The 19,627-nt window shown below is 37.2% G+C and carries 12 protein-coding genes and 1 pseudogene; 10 read left to right on the forward strand and 3 right to left on the reverse strand.

The features are described from left to right. Positions 1–473 precede the first annotated feature (473 nt). The 9 genes from ACFIMM_RS03045 to ACFIMM_RS03085 all read left to right on the forward strand — a co-directional run bounded on the left by ACFIMM_RS03045 (position 474) and on the right by ACFIMM_RS03085 (position 13,531). Entirely contained in the window at positions 474–2,105 is a 1,632-nt protein-coding gene (locus tag ACFIMM_RS03045) for an ABC transporter substrate-binding protein (RefSeq protein WP_375638547.1), read from the forward strand. Between the two features lie 400 nt (positions 2,106–2,505). Continuing rightward, a complete protein-coding gene (gene xseA / locus ACFIMM_RS03050) occupies positions 2,506–3,936 on the forward strand; it encodes an exodeoxyribonuclease VII large subunit (protein ID WP_375638549.1) in 1,431 nt (476 codons plus the stop codon). Next, positions 3,914–4,540, forward strand: a complete 627-nt coding sequence (locus ACFIMM_RS03055; protein WP_375612273.1) for a DNA-3-methyladenine glycosylase I — start codon at positions 3,914–3,916, stop codon at positions 4,538–4,540. Before xseA ends, ACFIMM_RS03055 begins: the two co-directional genes overlap by 23 nt. A gap of 1,625 nt (positions 4,541–6,165) precedes the next feature. Next, on the forward strand, positions 6,166–7,791 hold the full coding sequence (locus ACFIMM_RS03060) for an ABC transporter substrate-binding protein (protein ID WP_375682483.1): 1,626 nt from the start codon (positions 6,166–6,168) through the stop codon (positions 7,789–7,791). Positions 7,792–8,152: 361 nt separating this feature from the next. After that, on the forward strand, positions 8,153–9,769 hold the full coding sequence (locus ACFIMM_RS03065; protein ID WP_375692606.1) for an ABC transporter substrate-binding protein: 1,617 nt from the start codon (positions 8,153–8,155) through the stop codon (positions 9,767–9,769). 110 nt (positions 9,770–9,879) lie between these two features. Further along, entirely contained in the window at positions 9,880–10,953 is a 1,074-nt protein-coding gene (locus ACFIMM_RS03070) for an ABC transporter permease (RefSeq protein WP_375612276.1), read from the forward strand. Between the two features lie 2 nt (positions 10,954–10,955). Beyond that, positions 10,956–11,885: an ABC transporter permease gene (locus ACFIMM_RS03075; protein ID WP_273790732.1), complete on the forward strand. Its 930-nt coding sequence runs from the start codon at positions 10,956–10,958 to the stop codon at positions 11,883–11,885. After that, the gene (locus ACFIMM_RS03080) at positions 11,878–12,762 is read left to right on the forward strand and encodes an ABC transporter ATP-binding protein (RefSeq protein WP_273790733.1); all 885 of its coding nucleotides are present in this window, start codon (positions 11,878–11,880) and stop codon (positions 12,760–12,762) included. The genes ACFIMM_RS03075 and ACFIMM_RS03080 overlap by 8 nt, the downstream gene beginning before the upstream one ends. Beyond that, on the forward strand, positions 12,749–13,531 hold the full coding sequence (locus ACFIMM_RS03085; protein WP_273790734.1) for an ABC transporter ATP-binding protein: 783 nt from the start codon (positions 12,749–12,751) through the stop codon (positions 13,529–13,531). Before ACFIMM_RS03080 ends, ACFIMM_RS03085 begins: the two co-directional genes overlap by 14 nt. 591 nt (positions 13,532–14,122) lie before the next feature. Here ACFIMM_RS03085 and ACFIMM_RS03090 read toward each other — a convergent pair. The 3 genes from ACFIMM_RS03090 to ACFIMM_RS03100 all read right to left on the reverse strand — a co-directional run bounded on the left by ACFIMM_RS03090 (position 14,123) and on the right by ACFIMM_RS03100 (position 18,717). Then, complete coding sequence (locus ACFIMM_RS03090; protein WP_375612277.1) at positions 14,123–14,341, reverse strand: hypothetical protein; 219 nt, start codon at positions 14,339–14,341, stop codon at positions 14,123–14,125. Beyond that, a complete protein-coding gene (locus ACFIMM_RS03095; protein ID WP_375628227.1) occupies positions 14,319–14,906 on the reverse strand; it encodes an autotransporter outer membrane beta-barrel domain-containing protein in 588 nt (195 codons plus the stop codon). The genes ACFIMM_RS03090 and ACFIMM_RS03095 overlap by 23 nt, the downstream gene beginning before the upstream one ends. 124 nt (positions 14,907–15,030) lie before the next feature. Further along, on the reverse strand, positions 15,031–18,717 hold the full coding sequence (locus ACFIMM_RS03100) for a right-handed parallel beta-helix repeat-containing protein (protein ID WP_375692607.1): 3,687 nt from the start codon (positions 18,715–18,717) through the stop codon (positions 15,031–15,033). 701 nt (positions 18,718–19,418) lie between these two features. On the opposite strand from ACFIMM_RS03100, the pseudogene ACFIMM_RS03105 reads away from it, so the two are divergent. After that, positions 19,419–19,627, forward strand: a pseudogene (locus ACFIMM_RS03105) (hypothetical protein); the annotation flags it as partial.

The raw sequence follows: 19,627 nt of genomic DNA on the forward strand, positions 1-19,627 counted from the left end.
TTGATACGGAGTTATAATAAAGTTCGAATTTTCTTCTGAAGAAGGGTGAAAATGGTTACGAAAAAATTTATTCAGGATCATCAAAATATCAAATTGTTTTGAGGCTTTTGAAGCAATTAGAGTAGCGCTTTGATGATACTTTTTAGAAAATCGTAAGAAGAAACTTGAAAAAGAAATCTTTTTAATGAAGCAAGGAAGGATTTTGGTCTGATATGCTCTGAATTATAAGTGCCGTGATGTCGTGTGCTATCGTGCGTGATAGCTTCATTTTAATCAGATCGTTTTGCGTTGCATATGTTCGTTTGTTCTATACGTATTTGGGAGGGAAGGAGCTTTTGAAAAGTGGCTGCTGCTTTTAGAGATTTTGATATTTTACCTCTAGGAGGCGTGTTTTCTAAGCATGATCTTATCATTTTTGCATGTTGTCACATGAGAAGTTATACAATAACCTTAAATCTTAAAAGGAAAATTCTATGAACGGGAAAAGAAAAATATTGAAAAAGGGCAGTTCTTTTGTTTCTGCTGTTCTTGCAATGGGGATGTTTGTGCAACAAGTTTCAGCGAAAACACCTGCCGATACGCTTGTGATGGCTTGGAATCTTGATACAATAAGTACATTTGATCCCGCACAAATCAATGACCGTTATGGTAATGAAGTTCTTGTTAATGTTTGTGATAATTTAGTCGTTTCTGCTACAGATGATGCTGCTAAAATGGTTCCTTCTTTAGCGAAGAGTTGGGATGTTTCAAGTGATGATCAGAGTACGGTGATTACTTTTCACTTGCGTGATGGTTTAAAGTTCAATGATGGTCGTCCTGCGAATGCTAATGATCTTATTTGGAGCATGAAGCGGGTTGTTCAATTGAAGATGGCTACTGCGGCGACATTTAATGAATATGGGATTACAGAACAAAACGTTGATGAGGCTTTTCAAGCACCGGACGACAAAACGGTTGTGATGAAATTTGATAAACCTTATCCAGCAGAGCTCATTCTTAGCCATTTTGCCACTAGTCGTACTCTTGCTTTGCTTGATCGTGAGACACTCATGAAACACGAAAAAAATGGTGATATGGGAAACCGGTATTTGGCAAGCCATTCTGCTTGCGTTGGTCCTTATCAGCTAGAGAGTTGGCGCCCTGGAGAAGGAATTTTGTTGCGTGCAAGCTCCAATTATTGGGGGGAGGCGCCTAAATTGAAGAAGATTTTAATTCGCCATGTTGCGGAACCTGGAACACAACGTTTATTGTTGCAAAAACACGATATCGATGTTGCACGTAATCTGATGCCAGAGGATTTGGCAGATCTCCAAGCAACAACGGATATTAAAGTTGAAAGAGTGTTAGAGCCATCCGTGATCATATGGGGGTTCAATGTGACAAACCCTATTTTTGCCAATGAAAAAGTGCGTTTAGCGATGCGCTATCTTATTGACTATGAAGGACTTGGTAAGACTCTTCTCAAAGATGTTGGTATTCCACGTGCAAGTTTTATTCCTCTTGGTAACCTTGGAGCTTTGGATGAAAAAGAGGGACAACCCTTTAAACTTGATCTCCAAAAAGCAAAGCAACTTTTAACAGAGGCAGGTTATCCGGATGGTTTTGAGGCCAGTATTTTTGCCGGTGCCTCTCCTTATCCTTTTGCTTTGCCTATTGCTCAGTCTCTCCAAGACAATGCAAAAAAGGTGGGGGTACGTTTTAAAATTGAACGCTTCGTAGGCACGCAGTTATTTTCAAAACTATCTGCACGTACTTTTGATACAATTTTTTTCGGATGGAATAATGATTCTGCGGATCCTCATACAATGGCTTCACGTCTTATTTATAATCCAGATAATCGGCTTGAGGCTAAAAATACAGGCTATGCGAGTTGGTGCCATGGGTATTTGGATGAAACTATGAATCAAAAGGTTCAAGATGCATTGTTTCAAAAAGATCCCAAAAAACGGGCGCAAATGTATGCTGATTTACAACGTGATTTTATGCAGAAAGGGCCTTATGCTTTTATCTATCAGACGTATCACACGATAGCGATGACACCTGATGTTAAAAAATGGGTTTGGAATAGTGCACCACGTATTTTTTATAGTGCAATTGAAAAATAAGAAGGTATCAAGTTTATAAAATATAAAAAACATGGTCATGATATATTTGATGTATTGCAAAGCTCTTTAATACTTTGCAATACATTGAATTCTATCGGGAATGGATTACTATGTTGTGTAGAGAATTTTATTTCAGGAATTCTTATAGAAGATGTGTTTGTTTGGATGTTAGGATTGAATATTTTAACTTCTATTGATACAATTTTCGGATGAAATAATGACTCTAGACATCCCCGTACAACGGCTTCAAGTTTTTTTACAACCCTGATAATCGATTTGAAATTAAAAATATAAGCTGTTCTAGCCGGTGTTATGGGTATTTTGATGAAGCTATAAATCAAAAGTTTAAAGATGTGTTGTTTCAAAAAGATTCACAGAAACGGGCGTAAAGAATTGAAAAATGGTAAGTTTGTTTAGTGAAAAAACAGGTGTAACAAATGTGGCAGAATTCACTGTTTCCGAAATAGCAGGGGCTCTAAAGCGTGTTGTTGAAGAAAAGTTTGGTTATGTACGGGTGCGTGGGGAGATATCAGGGTACCGTGGTACTCATGCTTCGGGACATGCTTATTTTGCTTTAAAAGATGATAAGGCACGGTTGGAAGCTGTTATTTGGCGTGGAGTTATGGAAAAGCTCAAATTCCCTCCTGAAGAAGGGATGGAAGTAGTTGCTGTTGGTAAACTTACGACGTATCCAGGGTCATCGAAATATCAAATTGTCATTGAGGCTCTTGAACCAACGGGGGTTGGTGCTTTGATGACACTTCTTGAAAATCGTAAGAAAAAGTTTTTAGAAGAAGGCTTGTTTGATGAAGAAAAGAAAAAACCTTTGCCTTATATGCCTCGAATTTTAGGCGTTGTAACATCACCAACAGGTGCTGTTATTCGTGATATTATTCATCGTATATCCGATCGTTTTCCGTTGCATATTTTGGTTTGGCCTGTACGTGTTCAGGGGGAAACAAGTGGGAGGGAAGTGGCTGTTGCTGTTGAAGGTTTTAATGCTCTTGGTCTAGGTGGACTTATTCCAAAACCTGATCTTATTATTGTTGCACGGGGAGGAGGAAGTTTAGAAGATTTGTGGGGGTTTAATGACGAAGCTGTTGTTCGTGCTGTTTATGAATCTTCTCTTCCTGTTATTTCTGCTGTTGGGCATGAAACGGACTGGACCTTGATTGATTATGTGGCTGATTGGCGCGCTCCAACTCCTACCGCCGCAGCAGAACGGGCTGTTCCTGTTAAGCTTGATCTCGAGGTGCTGGTGGCATCGCTTGATGCACGTTTGCGCAAGGGACTCGCGCGTTATTTGGATTTTTATCGACAAAAATTGCGTGCTACTCTACGAGCTCTTCCGACTGCCGATCAACTTTTTGCTTTACCACGGCGTGGTTTGGATGAAACTTCAAGTCGATTGCAGCGTGCTCTTTGTGTAAGCTACGATAAAAAACGTTTTTCTTTTCATGCACTTGGTGTGCGTTTTTCACCGCGTTTGTTAAATAGTGAAAAAGCACAACGCAATACAAAGGAATATACGGCACGTCTTCAGCGTGCTTTTGTGCGTAGTGTGGAAAAACAACGTGCTGGGTTAGAGGTAGTATCTAGGCTTTTAAGAAGCACTTCATATCAGAATATTTTGGAGCGCGGTTTTGTTTTGGCTTTGGGGAAAGATCATAAGCCCATTAAACGATTGGTTCAGTTTCCTGAAACAGGGCAAATAAATTTACGCTTTTTTGATGGAGATATCAGTGTTGCAACACAAGAACCTGTTTTTTCTAAACGGTCAAAACACAAGCAGATAAAGTCGCCAAGCGATGATCAAGGAACTCTCTTTTAATACGGTTAATGCCATGCTTGCGGAAGGTCTTCTTAAGGGAGTGGATGAAAAAGTTCGTTGCGCATGGGCTGGAACGGATCCACTTTATTGTGCTTATCATGATACCGAATGGGGAAAGCCTATTTTTGAGGATATTCGTTTGTTTGAGAAAATTTGTCTTGAAGGTTTCCAAGCGGGGCTTTCTTGGTTTACAATTTTAAAAAAACGCTCTTTTTTTCGCGTTGCATTTGATCACTTTGACTTTGAAAAGATTGCTCATTATGATGAGCTGAAGGTGCAAATGTTAATGCAGAATAAAGACATTGTTCGCCATCAAGGAAAAATTCAATCAGTGCTTAATAATGCATTGAGAGCACAAGAAATTATAACAGAGTGGGGGAGTTTGTCCCACTATTTTTGGTCTTTTCAACCACCACAATTGGAGCGTTATGAAAAAATAGATTTTCAAACACTGTTAGCTAACCCTATGACACCTGCTTCTCTTCGTCTTTCTCAAGACTTGAAGAAACGTGGTTGGACATTCGTTGGCCCCACAATTTGTTATGCTTTTATGCAGTCCGTAGGAATTGTTAATGATCATCTTGAAGGATGTTTTTGTCGATAAATTGGCAAACTTTCTTTTGTAAGAGTAATGATTAATAGGATAATAATTGAATTATTTAACAAATATATAAGTTATACAATTCCGCTGTATAAGATAATTGAAATATACAAACTATACAATAGTAATGATTTTCTATTGTTGTTGGCACTAAAAACGATAAAGGTATAATTTTGAGGATGAAAAAACAGACGCAAAAAGGAGTGATATCTTAACTGTTATGTATCTGAAGTTAGATCATGGTGATGTCTTGTATGTTTTAAAGAAACATCTAGTTACACCAAGGCCCATTTTGCGACGCAGCTCATGAATACTATGACAGTAAATCCATCGTGCACTCCATCTTTACGCTTATGAAGGAGAAGATCGGCACCATCACACATTTACTAGCTCTCAGTGTTATGAAACAGTCTTTGGTATTTGTAATGGTTCAGAAGAGTTTTTTTATTTCCGTTAATAACATGACTGTTATAATTAATGAATATTTTATTCATGTTTGTTGACGAATGCAAAGTGGTTGTTAGATGGGGTGCTGTTGTTGCATTGTTTTTCTTTGCTTGTATGACTGTTGATTTATTTATATGTAGGTTGATTGCCCAATGCTTACCTAGGCAATATAAAATGAAATGCAGCGATGAAAAATTGAAGTTAAATGACTCAAGCTGCTTGTGTTGGGTTTTATTATCTGATAGCTTTCCTCTATTAGTAGAGTGATCTTGCCGCGTGTGCGCTCCAATTTTTTGGAAGATGATTAAGCTCATGCAGGCTTGTATCCACTACATTGCTTCGTTGAATCTCTGTATGTTTCCGCTGGAAACGAGAGTTCTGTTGCGGTATGTTGTTTTCTATTCTATTTTTATAGTGGTAAAGCAATGATGCACGCCAAAGTTTAGAAGGGTTTATATTCGTTATGTCTTTAGGGGGGAAACGTCTAATGAATTTTATTTTTATCAATGAGAGAATGCATTTTAGTGTATATTCTTTTATTGTAAGCTTTATTTCTCAAAAGATAAAGCGTGGAAGGAATGCTTCTTCTCATTTTTCCTTTATTTTTGTTAACGCGTTTGGTTTTGTTGGTAAAAACGTAAAACTTTTGACACTTAGTTTTCAAAAGATTAAGCAGATTTTTGTGGGGGGTAGCGTTTTAGAAAAGATATTTTCTTATGTCTTTCTGCTGTTTCAGTGTCGTTTTGGTCATGTAGTAAAGATGCGCCGTATCTTGAAACAGTGTTTGAGGGGGATGACTATTTTTAAAGTTTGCATATTTTATTTTAAATGTCGCCTAAAGGAATAGAATAATGAATTCATAAATTTTTGCGTAATGATTTTTTTAAAGCTCACTATTTTTGGGGCGACAAGGCTTATTGATGATTAATAGAGAACTGATATAGTGCATTATCATATGCAAAGAGGTTATGAAAAGAATGTAATACTGGTTAGCAAAACATATATTGCATGTTCGTTATGGTTTATTGAGACGTAAGTCAATGAATTTATCAAGTAGATGACTCTGTGTAGGTGTTTAAAAATATAGGCGATTAGAACGTATTTATTCAATGTTATAATTATAAATTTGCTATATTATTTCAGCGTCATTAATTGATAAAAATAAATAAAGGGAAAAGTTTATGAACTTGAAGAAAACAATATTGAAAAGTAGCAGCTCTCTTGTTTCTGCTCTTATGGCATTGGCAATGGTTGCACAACAAGTTTCAGCAAAAACACCGGCTAATACCCTTGTGATGGCTTGGAATCTTGATGCAATCAGTACGTTTGATCCCGCACAACTTAATGATGTTTATGGAAGTGAAATTATTTACAATATTTGTGATAATTTGGTCAGTACTGCGACAGATGATCCTGCTAAAATGGTTCCCGCTTTAGCAACACATTGGGATGTTTCAGGTGATGATCACAGTACGGTGATTACTTTTCATTTACGTGATGGTTTGAAGTTTAATGATGGTCGATCAGCCAATGCCAATGATCTTGTTTGGGGTATGAAGCGGATTGTCAAATTGAAGATGGGTAATGCGGCAATTTTTAATGAATATGGAATTACAGAGCAAAATGTTGATGATGCTTTGCAAGCTCCCGATGAGAAAACGGTTGTGATGAAATTTGATAAACCTTATCCAGCAGAGCTCATTCTTAATAATATTGTTGCGAGTCGTGCAACAGCTTTGCTTGATCGTAAGACGATTATGAAACACGAAAAAGATGGCGATTTTGGAAATCAGTATTTGAAAAGCCATGCTGCTTGTGTTGGTCCTTATCAGTTAAAAAGTTGGCGTCCTGGAGAAGCTCTTTTGTTGCGTGCAAGCTCTCACTATTGGGGACAAGCGCCTAAACTGAAGCAGATTTTAATTCGCCATGTTGCAGAGCCCGGAACACAACGTTTGTTGTTGCAAAAACATGATATTGATGTTGCTCGTAATTTGACACCTGAAGATCTTGCAGATCTGCAAAAAACAACAGATGTTAAAGTTGAAAGAGTGTTAGTGCCAACTATGATGTACTGGGGATTCAACATGACAAATCCTATTTTTGCTAAGGAAAAAGTACGTTTGGCGATGCGTTATCTCATAGATTATGAAGGTCTTGGCAAGAAGCTTCTCAAAGGGATTGGTATCCCACGGGCCAGTTTTATTCCTCTTGGCAACTTTGGGGCTTTGGATGAAAAAGAGGGGCAACCCTTTAAACTTGATATTGCAAAAGCCAAGCAGCTTTTAGCAGAAGCTGGTTATCCGAATGGGTTTGAGGCAAATTTTCTCGTGTCAAACACTCCTTATACTTTGTTACTTGCTCAGTCACTCCAGGATAGTGCTGCACAGGCGGGCGTGCGTCTTAAAATTGAACGTGTAGCAGGTACACAGTTATTTTCAAAAGTGGATGCTCGAGCTTTTGATACGGCTTTTATCGGATGGAATAATGATTCTGCGGATCCTCATACCATGGCTTCACGTCTTATTTTCAATCCAGATAATCGTTTTGAGGCTAGAAATACAGCCTATCCTAGTTGGAAGCATGGGTATTTTGATGCTAAGATGAATCAAAAAGTTGAAGAAGCGTTGTTTCAAAAAAATCCGCAAAAACGAGCGCAACTCTATGCTGATTTACAACGTGAATTAATGCAAAAAGGACCTTATGCGTTTATCTTTCAACAATATAGCGTTGTCGCGATGACGCCTGATGTCAAAAAATGGGTTTGGAATAGTGCACCGCGTATTTTTTATAGTAAAATTGAAAAATAAGTGTGTCTTTTTAGTGTTATCAAAGCTAAAAAGAGCTTAATCATAATTGCATGATGAAAATATTCTCCCATATAAAGCTCTTCAGTTTTTTTAGGATGAAACTGTGAGGGATGTTTATGTAGTAGCAGTATATAATTAAGATCGTTTATAGGGAGCGATGAATATAGAAAGTTATATTGGGGAGGATCTTTGTTTATGGTTATAGATTCTCTGCATCCCGAATATAGACTGATGTATAAGAAAATTATTTTGTAGATGCTTAGTTTGATTAAATGAAATTGATGTCTAATGCTATGCTATTTAAGCAAAATCACAATCACTTTGTGTGAAAAGGTAGAAGAATACAAAAGGAAGAGATAAAATGGGAAAACAAAGAATATTGAAAAAAATTTCTATTTTATTAAGCTCAATCATTTTTTTTAATGGGGCTGTAACAACGGCATTCAGTGCCTCATCTAAAGATATATTGGTAATGGCATGGAATATTGATTCAATTAGTAGTTTTGATCCAGCGCAAACTGTTGAGGTTGTGACGAGTGAGTTATTAACGAATATTTGCAGCGCGTTAGTGCAATATGATGAGCATGATCCTACAAAAATTCGCCCTGCTATGGCAAAATCTTGGGACGTTTTAGACAATGGCAAAAGAATAGTCTTTCATCTTCGTGATGATTTAAAGTTTAATGATGGAAGGATGGCTACAGCGCAAGATTTGGTATGGTCGATGCGACGGATTATTAAATTAGGATTAAGCTATGCTCAATCTTTAATGGATTATGGGTTTACCAAAAACAATATTGAAACAAATATTCAGGCTCTTGATGATAAGACTTTACAATTAAAATTAGATAAACCCTATCCTATTCAGCTCATATTGACTGTTATTGGACAATCTTATGCTTCTGCTTTGCTTGATCGGAAAACAATTGAAGCACAGAGTATTAACGGTGATATGGGGAATAAATATTTAGCAACACATACAGCTTGTGTTGGACCTTATAAATTGGTGAGCTGGTCTCCAGGAGATAAAGTTGTGTTAGAGGCGACACAACATTATTGGGGCGATGTGCCTAAAATTAAGCAGATTGTTGTGCAGCATGTAGCGGATTCATCAAGTCAAAGACTTCTTTTGGAAAAAGGTGATGTGGATATAGTGCGTGATCTTTCTTCAGAGGATATTTTAGATCTTGCAAAAAAAGGAGGCCCAGTCAAAATTAGTCGTGTTTTGCGTCCGCAGATTATTTACTTATCGTTAAATAATAAGAATGCAATTTTTGCGAATGAAAAGGTCAGATTGGCACTTCGTTATTTGGTTGATTATGAAGGTCTTGGAAAAACTGTTTTGAAAGGGATTGCTATTCCTCGGGCAACTTATATGTCTTTAGGTGTTCCAGGTGCTTTAGATGAAAAAGAAGGTTTGCCTTTTCAGTTGGATTTGAAAAAAGCAAAACAACTGATTACTGAAGCTGGTTATCCTAATGGGTTTAAAGCTAATCTTTTAGTTGGAAGCCTTAGTTATATGTCGTCTGTTGCACAGTCTATTCAAGCCAATGCACGCAAAATTGGTGTTGAGCTTACAATTGAAAAAATGGCACAAAATCAATTGTTGAGCCGTGTACGTGGTGGAAATTATGATACTGCTATTATGGGGTGGGGGAGTGCCGATCCTGATGGACATCCTGCTTCATTAAATCACGTGTTTAACCCTGATCCAACATTTACAAAAAAGCACAATATGTATTTAGCTTGGCGCGCTGGGTATTATGATGAAAATATTAATAACATGGTGATGGATGCTTTGTTTGAGAAAGACCCCAATAAGCGTATCATGCAATATCGTACTTTACAGCATTATGTGCTAGAGCATGGTCCTATGGTTTATTTATTTCAGACATATTATACCGTTGGTATGGGGCCTGATGTCAAAAAATGGATTTGGAACAGTTATAGACTTTATTACAATGAAGCAGAAAAATAAAAAGAAGCATGTTATAGAAAAGGATTGTAGAACATGCTTAATAAGAGATTGTTTTGTTATATAAAAAAGTATTTGCTTTATGTTTTGTCGCTACAGAGGGGATTTTTATAATGGTTTTGCCACTTTCAGAGACTGAAAGAGCTGTATCAGAAAAGCAGAAAAAATTATTTTTATGGGATTTTTTATGCAAAGGATTGAAACTTCTTATTTCAGTTTTTATCACATTGCTTGGGTTGGTGACGATCACTTTTTTTCTTGGTCATCTTCTTCCTCTAGATCCGGTTCTGTCTATTCTTGGTGATAATATCAGTCAGGAAGCTTATGATGCAATGTATTATAAGCTGGGTCTTGATAAGCCGTTGATTGTCCAATATTGGAAGTATCTTCATAATGTATTTTTGTTTGACTTTGGAGATGCTTTAACTTCTGGGCGACCTGTTCTAGCCGATATTATGCGTGTGTTTCCTGCAACATTAGAGCTTGCAACCGTTGCTATTGTTATTGGCACAAGTCTTGGAATTCCATTTGGTGTTTTTGCAGCAATGTATCGCGATTCATTTATTGATTATGTTGTCCGTGTTTTTACACTTGTAAGTTATTCTACTCCAACATTTTGGCTCGGATTAATGGCGTTGTTAATATTTTACGCCAAGCTTGGCTGGGTTGGTGGCCCAGGACGACTTGATTTTCTTTATGAATATTCTTTTGAACCAAAAACAGGATTTTTCCTTTGGGATACTGCAAGCCAAGGACAATGGCAGGCTTTTGGTAATGTTTTTAGTCACGTTATTATGCCTGCTTTGATCTTGGCTTTCGGTGCTATGGCTTATATTAGCCGTATGACTCGTGGGTTTATGATTGAGCAGCTTAATCAGGAATATATCATTACTGCACGTGTAAAGGGATTATCGTGGGCGCGAACCGTTTGGGGGCATGCCTTTCGAAATGCTGCTGTTCAAATTATTACCGTTGTTGCACTTTCTTATGCTTTTTTATTAGAAGGGGCTGTTTTAACGGAGACAGTTTTTGCTTGGCCTGGTTTTGGACATTACTTGACAAATGCTCTTTTAGCCGGAGATATGAATGCAGTTGTAGGATGTACTTTACTTGTAGGATTTATCTTTGTCGCCATTAATTTATTTTCTGATTTGCTTTATCGCATTTTTGATCCAAGGACACGTTGAATATGACAGTAAGTAATCATCATAAATCGCAATCATCATCTTCTTTGGGTAGTTGGTTAAACGATCCTGTTCCAAACTCCATAATTCAAGCGAACATACAAAGAATTTATCACGCACTGGCTAAGTTTTTTCATAACTTTTCGGCTGTATTCGGTCTGCTTATTATTTGTATTATTATCATATGTGCATTTTTTGCTCCTTGGATTGCTACGCATGATTTTCTTAGCAATGATCTGGGGCATCGGTTGCAGCCACCCTCTATGGCGCATTATTTTGGAACAGATGAATTGGGACGTGATATTTTTAGTCGCCTTGTTTTTGGTTCCCGTATTACTCTTTATGTTGTTTTTCTTACAACAGTTATTGTAGGTCCAATAGGGCTTATTGTTGGAACTGTATCTGGTTATATGGGCGGATGGGTTGATACTGTGCTCATGCGCATTGTCGATATTTTTCTTGCTTTTCCAGGTTTGATTTTAGCTCTTGCATTTTCAGCCGCATTGGGACCAGGGATTGAAAATGCTTCTATTGCAATTTCAATTGCAGCATGGCCACCAATTGCACGTTTAGCACGTGCTGAGACTTTGACAATACGTTCTTCTGATTATGTTTCTGTAGTTCGCCTGCAAGGGGCCTCTGCTTGGCGAATTATTTTGTTTCATGTTGCGCCCATGTGTATTCCTTCAGTGATTGTACGATTAACTTTGGATATGTCTGGAATTATTTTAACGGCTGCTGGTCTTGGTTTTTTAGGGTTGGGAGCTCAACTTCCAAGTCCTGAATGGGGTGCGATGCTTTCTTCAGGGCGGGAATTTATGATGACAAATTGGTGGTTGGCGGCAATACCAGGCTGTGCAATATTATTTGCAAGTCTTGCTTTCAACCTTTTAGGTGATGGTCTTCGTGATGTATTGGATCCACGCAATGGGTAATAAATTATTAGAAGTAGAAGATTTACGTATTTCTTTTCCTACAACGCGCGGCATTTCAGAAGTTGTGCGTGGCGTTAGTTTTTCTGTTGGAAAAGAAAAAATTGGAATTGTTGGTGAATCCGGATCTGGAAAATCGATGACTGGGCGCGCAATACTAAGATTGAGTCCAAAAGCAGCCATTGTTAAAGCTAAAAAAATGCGCTTTGAGGATGTTGATTTATTGGCCGCAAGTGAACCTCAGATGCGAAAAATCCGTGGGAAACGTATTTCAATGATTTTACAGGATCCCAAATATTCACTTAATCCATTAATACGGATCGGGGAACAGATTATGGAGGCTTACCGTATTCATTACCGTGTTTCAAAAGCTGAAGCGAGGGAGCGCACCATATCTATGTTAGAATCTGTTCATATTCGTGATCCTGAACATGTGATGCGTCTCTTTCCTCATGAAATATCTGGGGGGATGGGGCAGCGCGTGATGATTGCAATGATGCTCATTCCAAAACCTGATTTAATTATTGCTGATGAGCCAACATCTGCACTTGATATTACGGTCAGACGACAAGTTTTATCTGTATTAGATGAACTTGTGACAAAATCTGGAACGGGACTTATTTTCATTAGTCATGATTTAAATATGATTGCTGATTTTTGTGATCGTATTTTGGTGATGTATGCGGGCCGTGTCTTAGAAGAGTTGCCTGCTTCTGATTTGTCTCACGCTTGTCATCCTTATACAAAGGCGTTGCTCGCGAGTTTGCCACGGCTTGATAATCCAGTTGATATTTTGGCTGTTCCTGAGCGTGATCCTGATTGGTTGTATAATCCTACGATTGTTAATGGCGTTGAGGAGGTTCCTCATGACAAATTGTGAGAATATTATTGATGTTTCTAATTTATCTGTAACTTTTGGGCACAGGCATAAGGCAGTAACAGTTGTTAAAAATGTTAATTTTCATATTAAGCGTGGTGAAGCTTATGGTTTGATTGGTGAATCCGGATGTGGAAAGTCAACTATTTTGAATACATTGGTGGGGCTTATTCCAGATTATAGTGGAAAATTCCTTTTTGCTGGACAAGAAGTTGAAAAGAAAAGAAGTAAGGATTTTTTACGCTGTATTCAAATGGTTTTTCAAGATCCTTATGCTTCGCTGCATCCAAGAAAAATGGTCCATACGGTTCTTTCTGAATCGCTCAAAATCCATGGAATGGATAATCAAAGAGAGCGGGTGGAGGATGCTTTAGATTCCGTTGGTTTAGATTCTTCATTTCTTTATCGTTATCCTCATGAGTTGTCTGGAGGGCAGCGTCAGCGTATTGCTCTTGCACGTGCTTTAATTATTGAGCCAGAGGTGTTGTTGCTTGATGAGCCAACATCTGCATTGGATGTGTCGGTACAGGCTGAAATTTTAAACTTGTTGAAATCACTGCGCGTGAGAAAAAAGCTTACTTATTTAATGGTATCCCATGATCTTGCTGTTGTTGCACATATTTGTGAACGTGTTGGAATTATGCATAAAGGGATTATTCTTGAAGAGCTTAGCAATGATGAATTGCGTAATCTACATGCGCAACACGATTATACAAAGGAGTTTTTTGAAGCAAGTATAGAGCCTATTGTCCATAGAGAGCAAAGAGCATGATCAATTTTACAGAAGAGAAAATGCAATTTTATTTGTTTTGAAGTTTCTGGAGATGTTTGGCGGCATTGTTAAGAGGGAAGGGGATAATAGGATTTTTTCAGTATGAATTTTCTGGGCAGTGTTTGAGCTGTAATATTTTAAATCCTATTAGAACTTCCATTTTGAAATATATGAGTGACTTATAACATACATCCCTTTGTTTGATATTATTGCATTATTTTTTACTTATCATTTTATGTTCAAAAGTTTTATTTTGGAATTTTAAGCATTAAATTCGTGAGAAATAACAAACGATAGTAATGTTGTATTTTCTAGAAAAGCTTCTCATTATTTTACAATATCATTTTGTTTTTGGTTGTTCTCTTTTTTACAGTTTTATTCTTTATAAAAAGAATTTTTTGTAAAAAACATCCAATGGTCAATGACTGTCTTCAAATATTTCGCTGTTCTCTATTTAAAAAAGCGCTTAAAAACAGCTTATAATAAACCAAAAAGGCAGCAATATGCTGCCTTTTTGTTAAATTGAATAGGCTATTTTTACAGTCTTGATTTAAAACTGATAGAGTATTCCTCCTGAAAAGCTTGCACCACTTATACCAGTTTTTGAAGCTTTTGTTGATAGCTGACATCACCATGAAGGGAGAGGTTAGCGGACAATTGTGGGCCACCTTCAACGAAACTTCCCGAGGGGTCACATTTATAATACTTATCAATATGGAATGTCTGATCATCACCAAAGGTTTTGATTAAGTTTACTTTTCCATAGAAAGACATAGGACGGCTGTTTTCAGTGGCAATGGTTTTTGTCAAACGTCCACCAACACGGGATTATCCATTGAGAAGGATTTTGCATCTTAATGGTCAGATTATCAGCATCTTTAATGGTATCAAACATCAAATGTTGATAGGCAAGCTGTGCCTGCGGTTCGAATGTTACGCCTTGGATACCCGTTGCAAATTGTTTGCTAACAGTTGTGGAGATCGCCAACATTTTTGCATTTTTCAATTTTGTGGTTGTACTAATGAGGGCATTGGTGATCTTTCTCTTTAGGAATCCATAGGATAAACAGCGTATCAAGATAGAAACCACTGTCACGCTGTTTACTGCCATAGGCGGTGAGTGAAATGACCATTTATTCAATATGCTCTTACTTGCTGTCTTGCATATTCTTTGGAGTGCAAAGAGAGTTGTCCATAGGTTTCTATAAGACCAAAATGTGTTGTAGATATTTTTCCCTTCTAGCGCGACAAAGTTAACACCTCCTTGTAGAGAAGCATAACGAAGATGAGCACTGCTATAACCATATCTACTAGAAGTACTACTTATCAAAAAATAAGCTTCCTGTTTTTCCATAGGTATATAAGAAAAAGCCATTCCGTTTGTCTTATTCTTTCCTTAAGACAAATGTCGCATATTGGTTAACAGTTGCATTTTGCTTAGCCATATTGGTCAATCCAGCGTACAAGAGAGCATTGGGGCTTGATCAAATAGTTTGTATTTATGGCACGATGGTTTTTACTTTTGAGTCGCTATCAAGCAGTACTGGTTGTAAGCGAAAATCCCAGAAATTTTTATTTTCTCCTAAAAGGTTTTGTTCAGCATTTGTTTTACTGTGGTTTGATTTTGGTCCATAAGCTTTCAGTATATATTTATAAGGTGAACCACTTATTGTGATATAGTCCTGTGCAAGTTTGAAAGAGTTTTGATTTACTTTCCCAAAAACTTGAATGAGTGAAAGACCACGTGCACTGGTAAGAGCAGAAGCGTCTGCTTTAATATTGTTCTTTTCTAAATGTCCAGTGATATAAACCAGTGTAGTACCTGAAACATCACCGTGAATCAGAAGATGGTCAGCTTTTTGTTTGTTTATGGCAGCACTATCACTCCATTCGACGTTGAAATGAATTTCTGCTTTTCCTGTAGCATTGTAGACTTTTTTAGTATTTGGTCTGCCAGATCCTATGTGCAACGTGTGATAATGATTTTCAGTTGGCTCTTCAAAAACAATAGAGCTGTTATTGATGTTAAGGACAGAAATATCAGAACGTGCTCTTTGAGCAATATCAAGCAGTTTTTTGTTCTGGCTTTTTTTATTTGTGCTTGTTTTCAATGTCCATTTCGTATTGTTTTGCAAATCAAAGACTGTTTTGAATTTTTTTTCAGTGCTCACTTTGCCGTCTAAGATGGAGCGATCGGCGTTTAGTGTAAAAGTGAAATCATTTTTTATCGTTGAAGCTTCGGTTACTAATAAAACATTGGCACGGATTTCTGAATTTTTGAGATTGGCTTTACCAATTGATTCATTTGCATTAATTCCAGTACCGTTTTTAATATGAAGTTTTGTATTGGTTAAATTGATTTCTGATGTTCTATTGTTCTTAGACTTTTCAAATGCGATACCTCTATCTTCTGCTGTGGCAGAAACATTTGTTACATCAATATGTCCATTATTATTTACAACAAATGCACTATTTTCGGCAATTATTGTCCCTCCACTCATTTTGATTGTGCTGCCATTTTCTGAATAAAGTCCGATCTCAGCATTTTTAATCGTTGTATGGCCATATAATTCAACTAAACTGCCAACATCTTGGCTTTCCGCACCGAATCCGTTATTATCTGCTGTTATTAGAGTAACATTCGTGGCTTTAATATGTCCGCCGTTTCCGGCAAATAATGCAGTAGTTTTACCTTGTACTGTTCCTCCCGTTATGGTGATGGTGGATTTTGAATCTTTTACATAGAGCCCACTGTCATCAGATGATGTAATTTGAGCATTGTCAGTTAAAGTAATAGTACTGCCGTTTATAGCAGATACTGCTGCACCTTTTGCGTTAAATGATCCTCCAGAAACTGTTATTTGAGAACCATTATCTGAAATTATGCTATTGATTGCTTGCGGAACGGTTACATTTTCTAAAGTAATGGCACTTCTTCTTGCAATTATTGCATTGATTAGTAGTGCATTATCCTTACGATTTAATATCGTTACATCTTTCAGTTTGTTATTGCTCTTGTTTTTTAACAAGTGAACGCCTGCTTCGGAAGCAGTAATGGTTCCTCCGATCATTTTGATTGTGCTATCGTTTTGCGCATCAATTCCGATTTTAACGTCACTGATCGTTGTATTGCCAAGCAATTCAATCACACTGTTAGAGCCAGAGGCAGCTGCACCAGCAGCTACACCACTGCCATTATTAGTTGCTTTTAAAGCAACATTTGTAACCGTAATATGGCCACCTATGTCTGCTTCTAAGGCTGTATATTTTCCTGTCACGTTTCCTGTTGTCATTGTAATTGTGGATTTTGAGTCTCGTGCATAGAGGCCTGCTTCATCATGTGACGTAATTTGAGCATTGTCCGTTAAGGTGATACTGCTACCGTTTTGAGCACATATTGTTGCATAGCTTGAATCAAATGATCCTCCAGAGATTGTTATGTTAGAACGATTATTTGCAATTACGCTGTTGCCTGTTTGAGTCACTTTTACATTTTTTAAAGTGAGACCACTTTCTTTCTCTAGAAGAATTCCTTTGCCTGAATTTTTATCTTTACCGGTTGATATTATTACATTTTCTAGTTTACTTTCGGCGCTCTTACTGTTCACGAAGCCAACACCAGTTTTAGAAGTTGTAATAGTCCCCCCAATCATTTTAATTACGCCACCGTTACTTGCCACAAGCCCAACACCAGCATTCTTAATCGTTGTATTGCCATATAATTCAATCATACTATTAGCGCTATTGACTCCTGCGCCTATTATAGGAACATCAGTGACCTTGCCCCCATGTTCATTTGTTGTTAGAGCAACATCCGTGACCTTAATATGTCCACCGTTTTCTGCGACCAACGCTAATTCTCCGGTTACTGTTCCTCCCGTCATTGTGATGGTAGAATGTAAACCATTTGTGTAGAGTCCTTTGCTATTCGATGATGTTGATGTAACTTGAACGTTACCTTTTTTATTGCTGGTTAAAGTAATGTTGCTGCCGTTTCCAGCGTATACCCCTACGTTTTTGCCCTCAAATAATCCTCCAGAAACCGTTACTTTAGAATGATTATTTGCAACTATGCCACTTTTTGCCTGCGTAACTGTTACATTTTCTAAAGTGACGTTGCTTTCCTTGTCGGCACCTATTCCTGTGATTTTAGGCTCTTTATGGTTACTGCCCGATATTTTCACATTTTTTAGCTTGTTTCCATTGCTCTTACTATTATAGAAACCAGCGCCGGTTGCAGAAGCTGTAATGGTCCCTCCGATCATTTTAATCATTCCACTGTTTTGTGCATGAAGACCGATTACAGCATTCTTAATTGTTGTATTCCCATGCAATTCAATCACGCTGTTCGGACCGCCGGCGACAACTGTTCCGATTTTATCATTCGTCGCAGTTAACGCAACATCCGTGACCTTGATATGTCCACCGTTTTCTGCAACCAACGCCATTTTTTCTGTGATTACGCTTCCTCCCGTCATTTCGATTGTGGTTTCTGAATCTGTTGCATGGAGTCCAGTGCCATGAGATGATGTAGTTTGAACATTGTTAGTTAGAGTTACGCGACTGCCATTGTAAGCAGATATTGCTGCCTTTGTGGCATCAAATGATCCTCCCAATATCGTGATTTCAGATTTATTATTTGCTGTAACGCTATTCGTTGCCTTAGTCACTTTTACATTTTCTAAAGTGACTTCACTGTCTTTGTCTGCAAATATTGCAAAAGTTAGTGGAGCTTTGCCTTTGCCACTTGATATTATTATATCTTTTAGCTTGTTTTCAGCATTCTTACTGTTCAAGAATTTAGTGCCAGTGTTGGAAACTGTGATAGTTCCCCCAGTCATTTTCAGTGTAGCACCATCCTTTGCTTCAAGACCGAAGAAAATGCTAGAACCAGTTCCTTTAATGGTTGTACCATCCAGTAATTCAATCGCAGTGTTAGAACCTTCAGCTGTTATAGCGTGCGCATTTGTGCCTATGTTGGTGTTTGTTTTTTTGTTTCCGATTATCGTCAAATGCTTGCCGATAATTTGACCACCTTCTTTTGCGTGAATAATTTCGTAGGTTTCGTTGGAAACTTCTTTTTTATTTTCTGAAATTTCAAGATTTTTAGCTTGTGCATTAAGATTGATACCAGAAAGTACAACTGCCACAATTGCTGTGCAGGATAGAAGAAATTTTTTAGGCATCAGTCTACTCCTTTTAAAGCCCCCAACATTCATTTTCCTGCTAACTTCATAAGCAGAAGTGGAAATAGATATTGCTTTTATTTTAATAACACAGCACTTTGATATTTTGTTTTGCTTTTTTTGTCAAATTTAAAGTTGTATTTATGTTTAATTATGTAATATTAAATTTATTTCATAATGTATTTTTATATAATTATATTTTAAAAATAAGTTTTTTATTAATGGTACATATTATTTTATATCAATATTCATTTATTTTAATATTTCTTGATGTATAATTAAAGAAATACAGTTATATAAAATAAAGTAAAAAATATAATATAAATAAGAATAGTAGTGTTTTTAATATTTTATATTTAGTGGAAAAAGGTGAAATTAGAGTGGATATGTGATAATTGATTGTTCTTACCTACATTATGTATCGAATGAGTTTTTGACAGCAAAAATGAGAGAAGGCTTTAATAGAGCGTTGAGGGTTCTTTGAGTGCTCAGTGTCTTCTTTGAACGAATGAAATATAAAAATATACAGAATCCGCTGATAAGCCACAATTTCCGAAAGGCTACATACTATACAAAACTCCGTTGGATGTAGTTTGACATTAGGTTTTGTACTAAGTGGGAAGAGGTGAGATTAGTTAGAAATACGTGATAATTTATTGTTTTTATGGTTATTTTTTACCATTAAATGCGCGTTTTGTAAAATGGCATGGGGCAAGGACCATCCCGTTTTAACAAGCGCCATTATCAAAACCATTGCCGCCCTGATGGCTTTTAACATTGCTCTACGTGTGTTGCGCTTTACCATGACTGGCGCACACGTCTTGGTTTATTTTGGTGCTGATACCACCACCATCACCAAATGGAAAAATATCATTGCTGCTGCTTTTGATTTCTCTCAAACTTGGCAAAA

Source organism: Bartonella sp. AP258QHHD, from assembly GCF_042196145.1.
In the GTDB taxonomy this organism is placed as follows: Bacteria; Pseudomonadota; Alphaproteobacteria; order Rhizobiales; family Rhizobiaceae; genus Bartonella.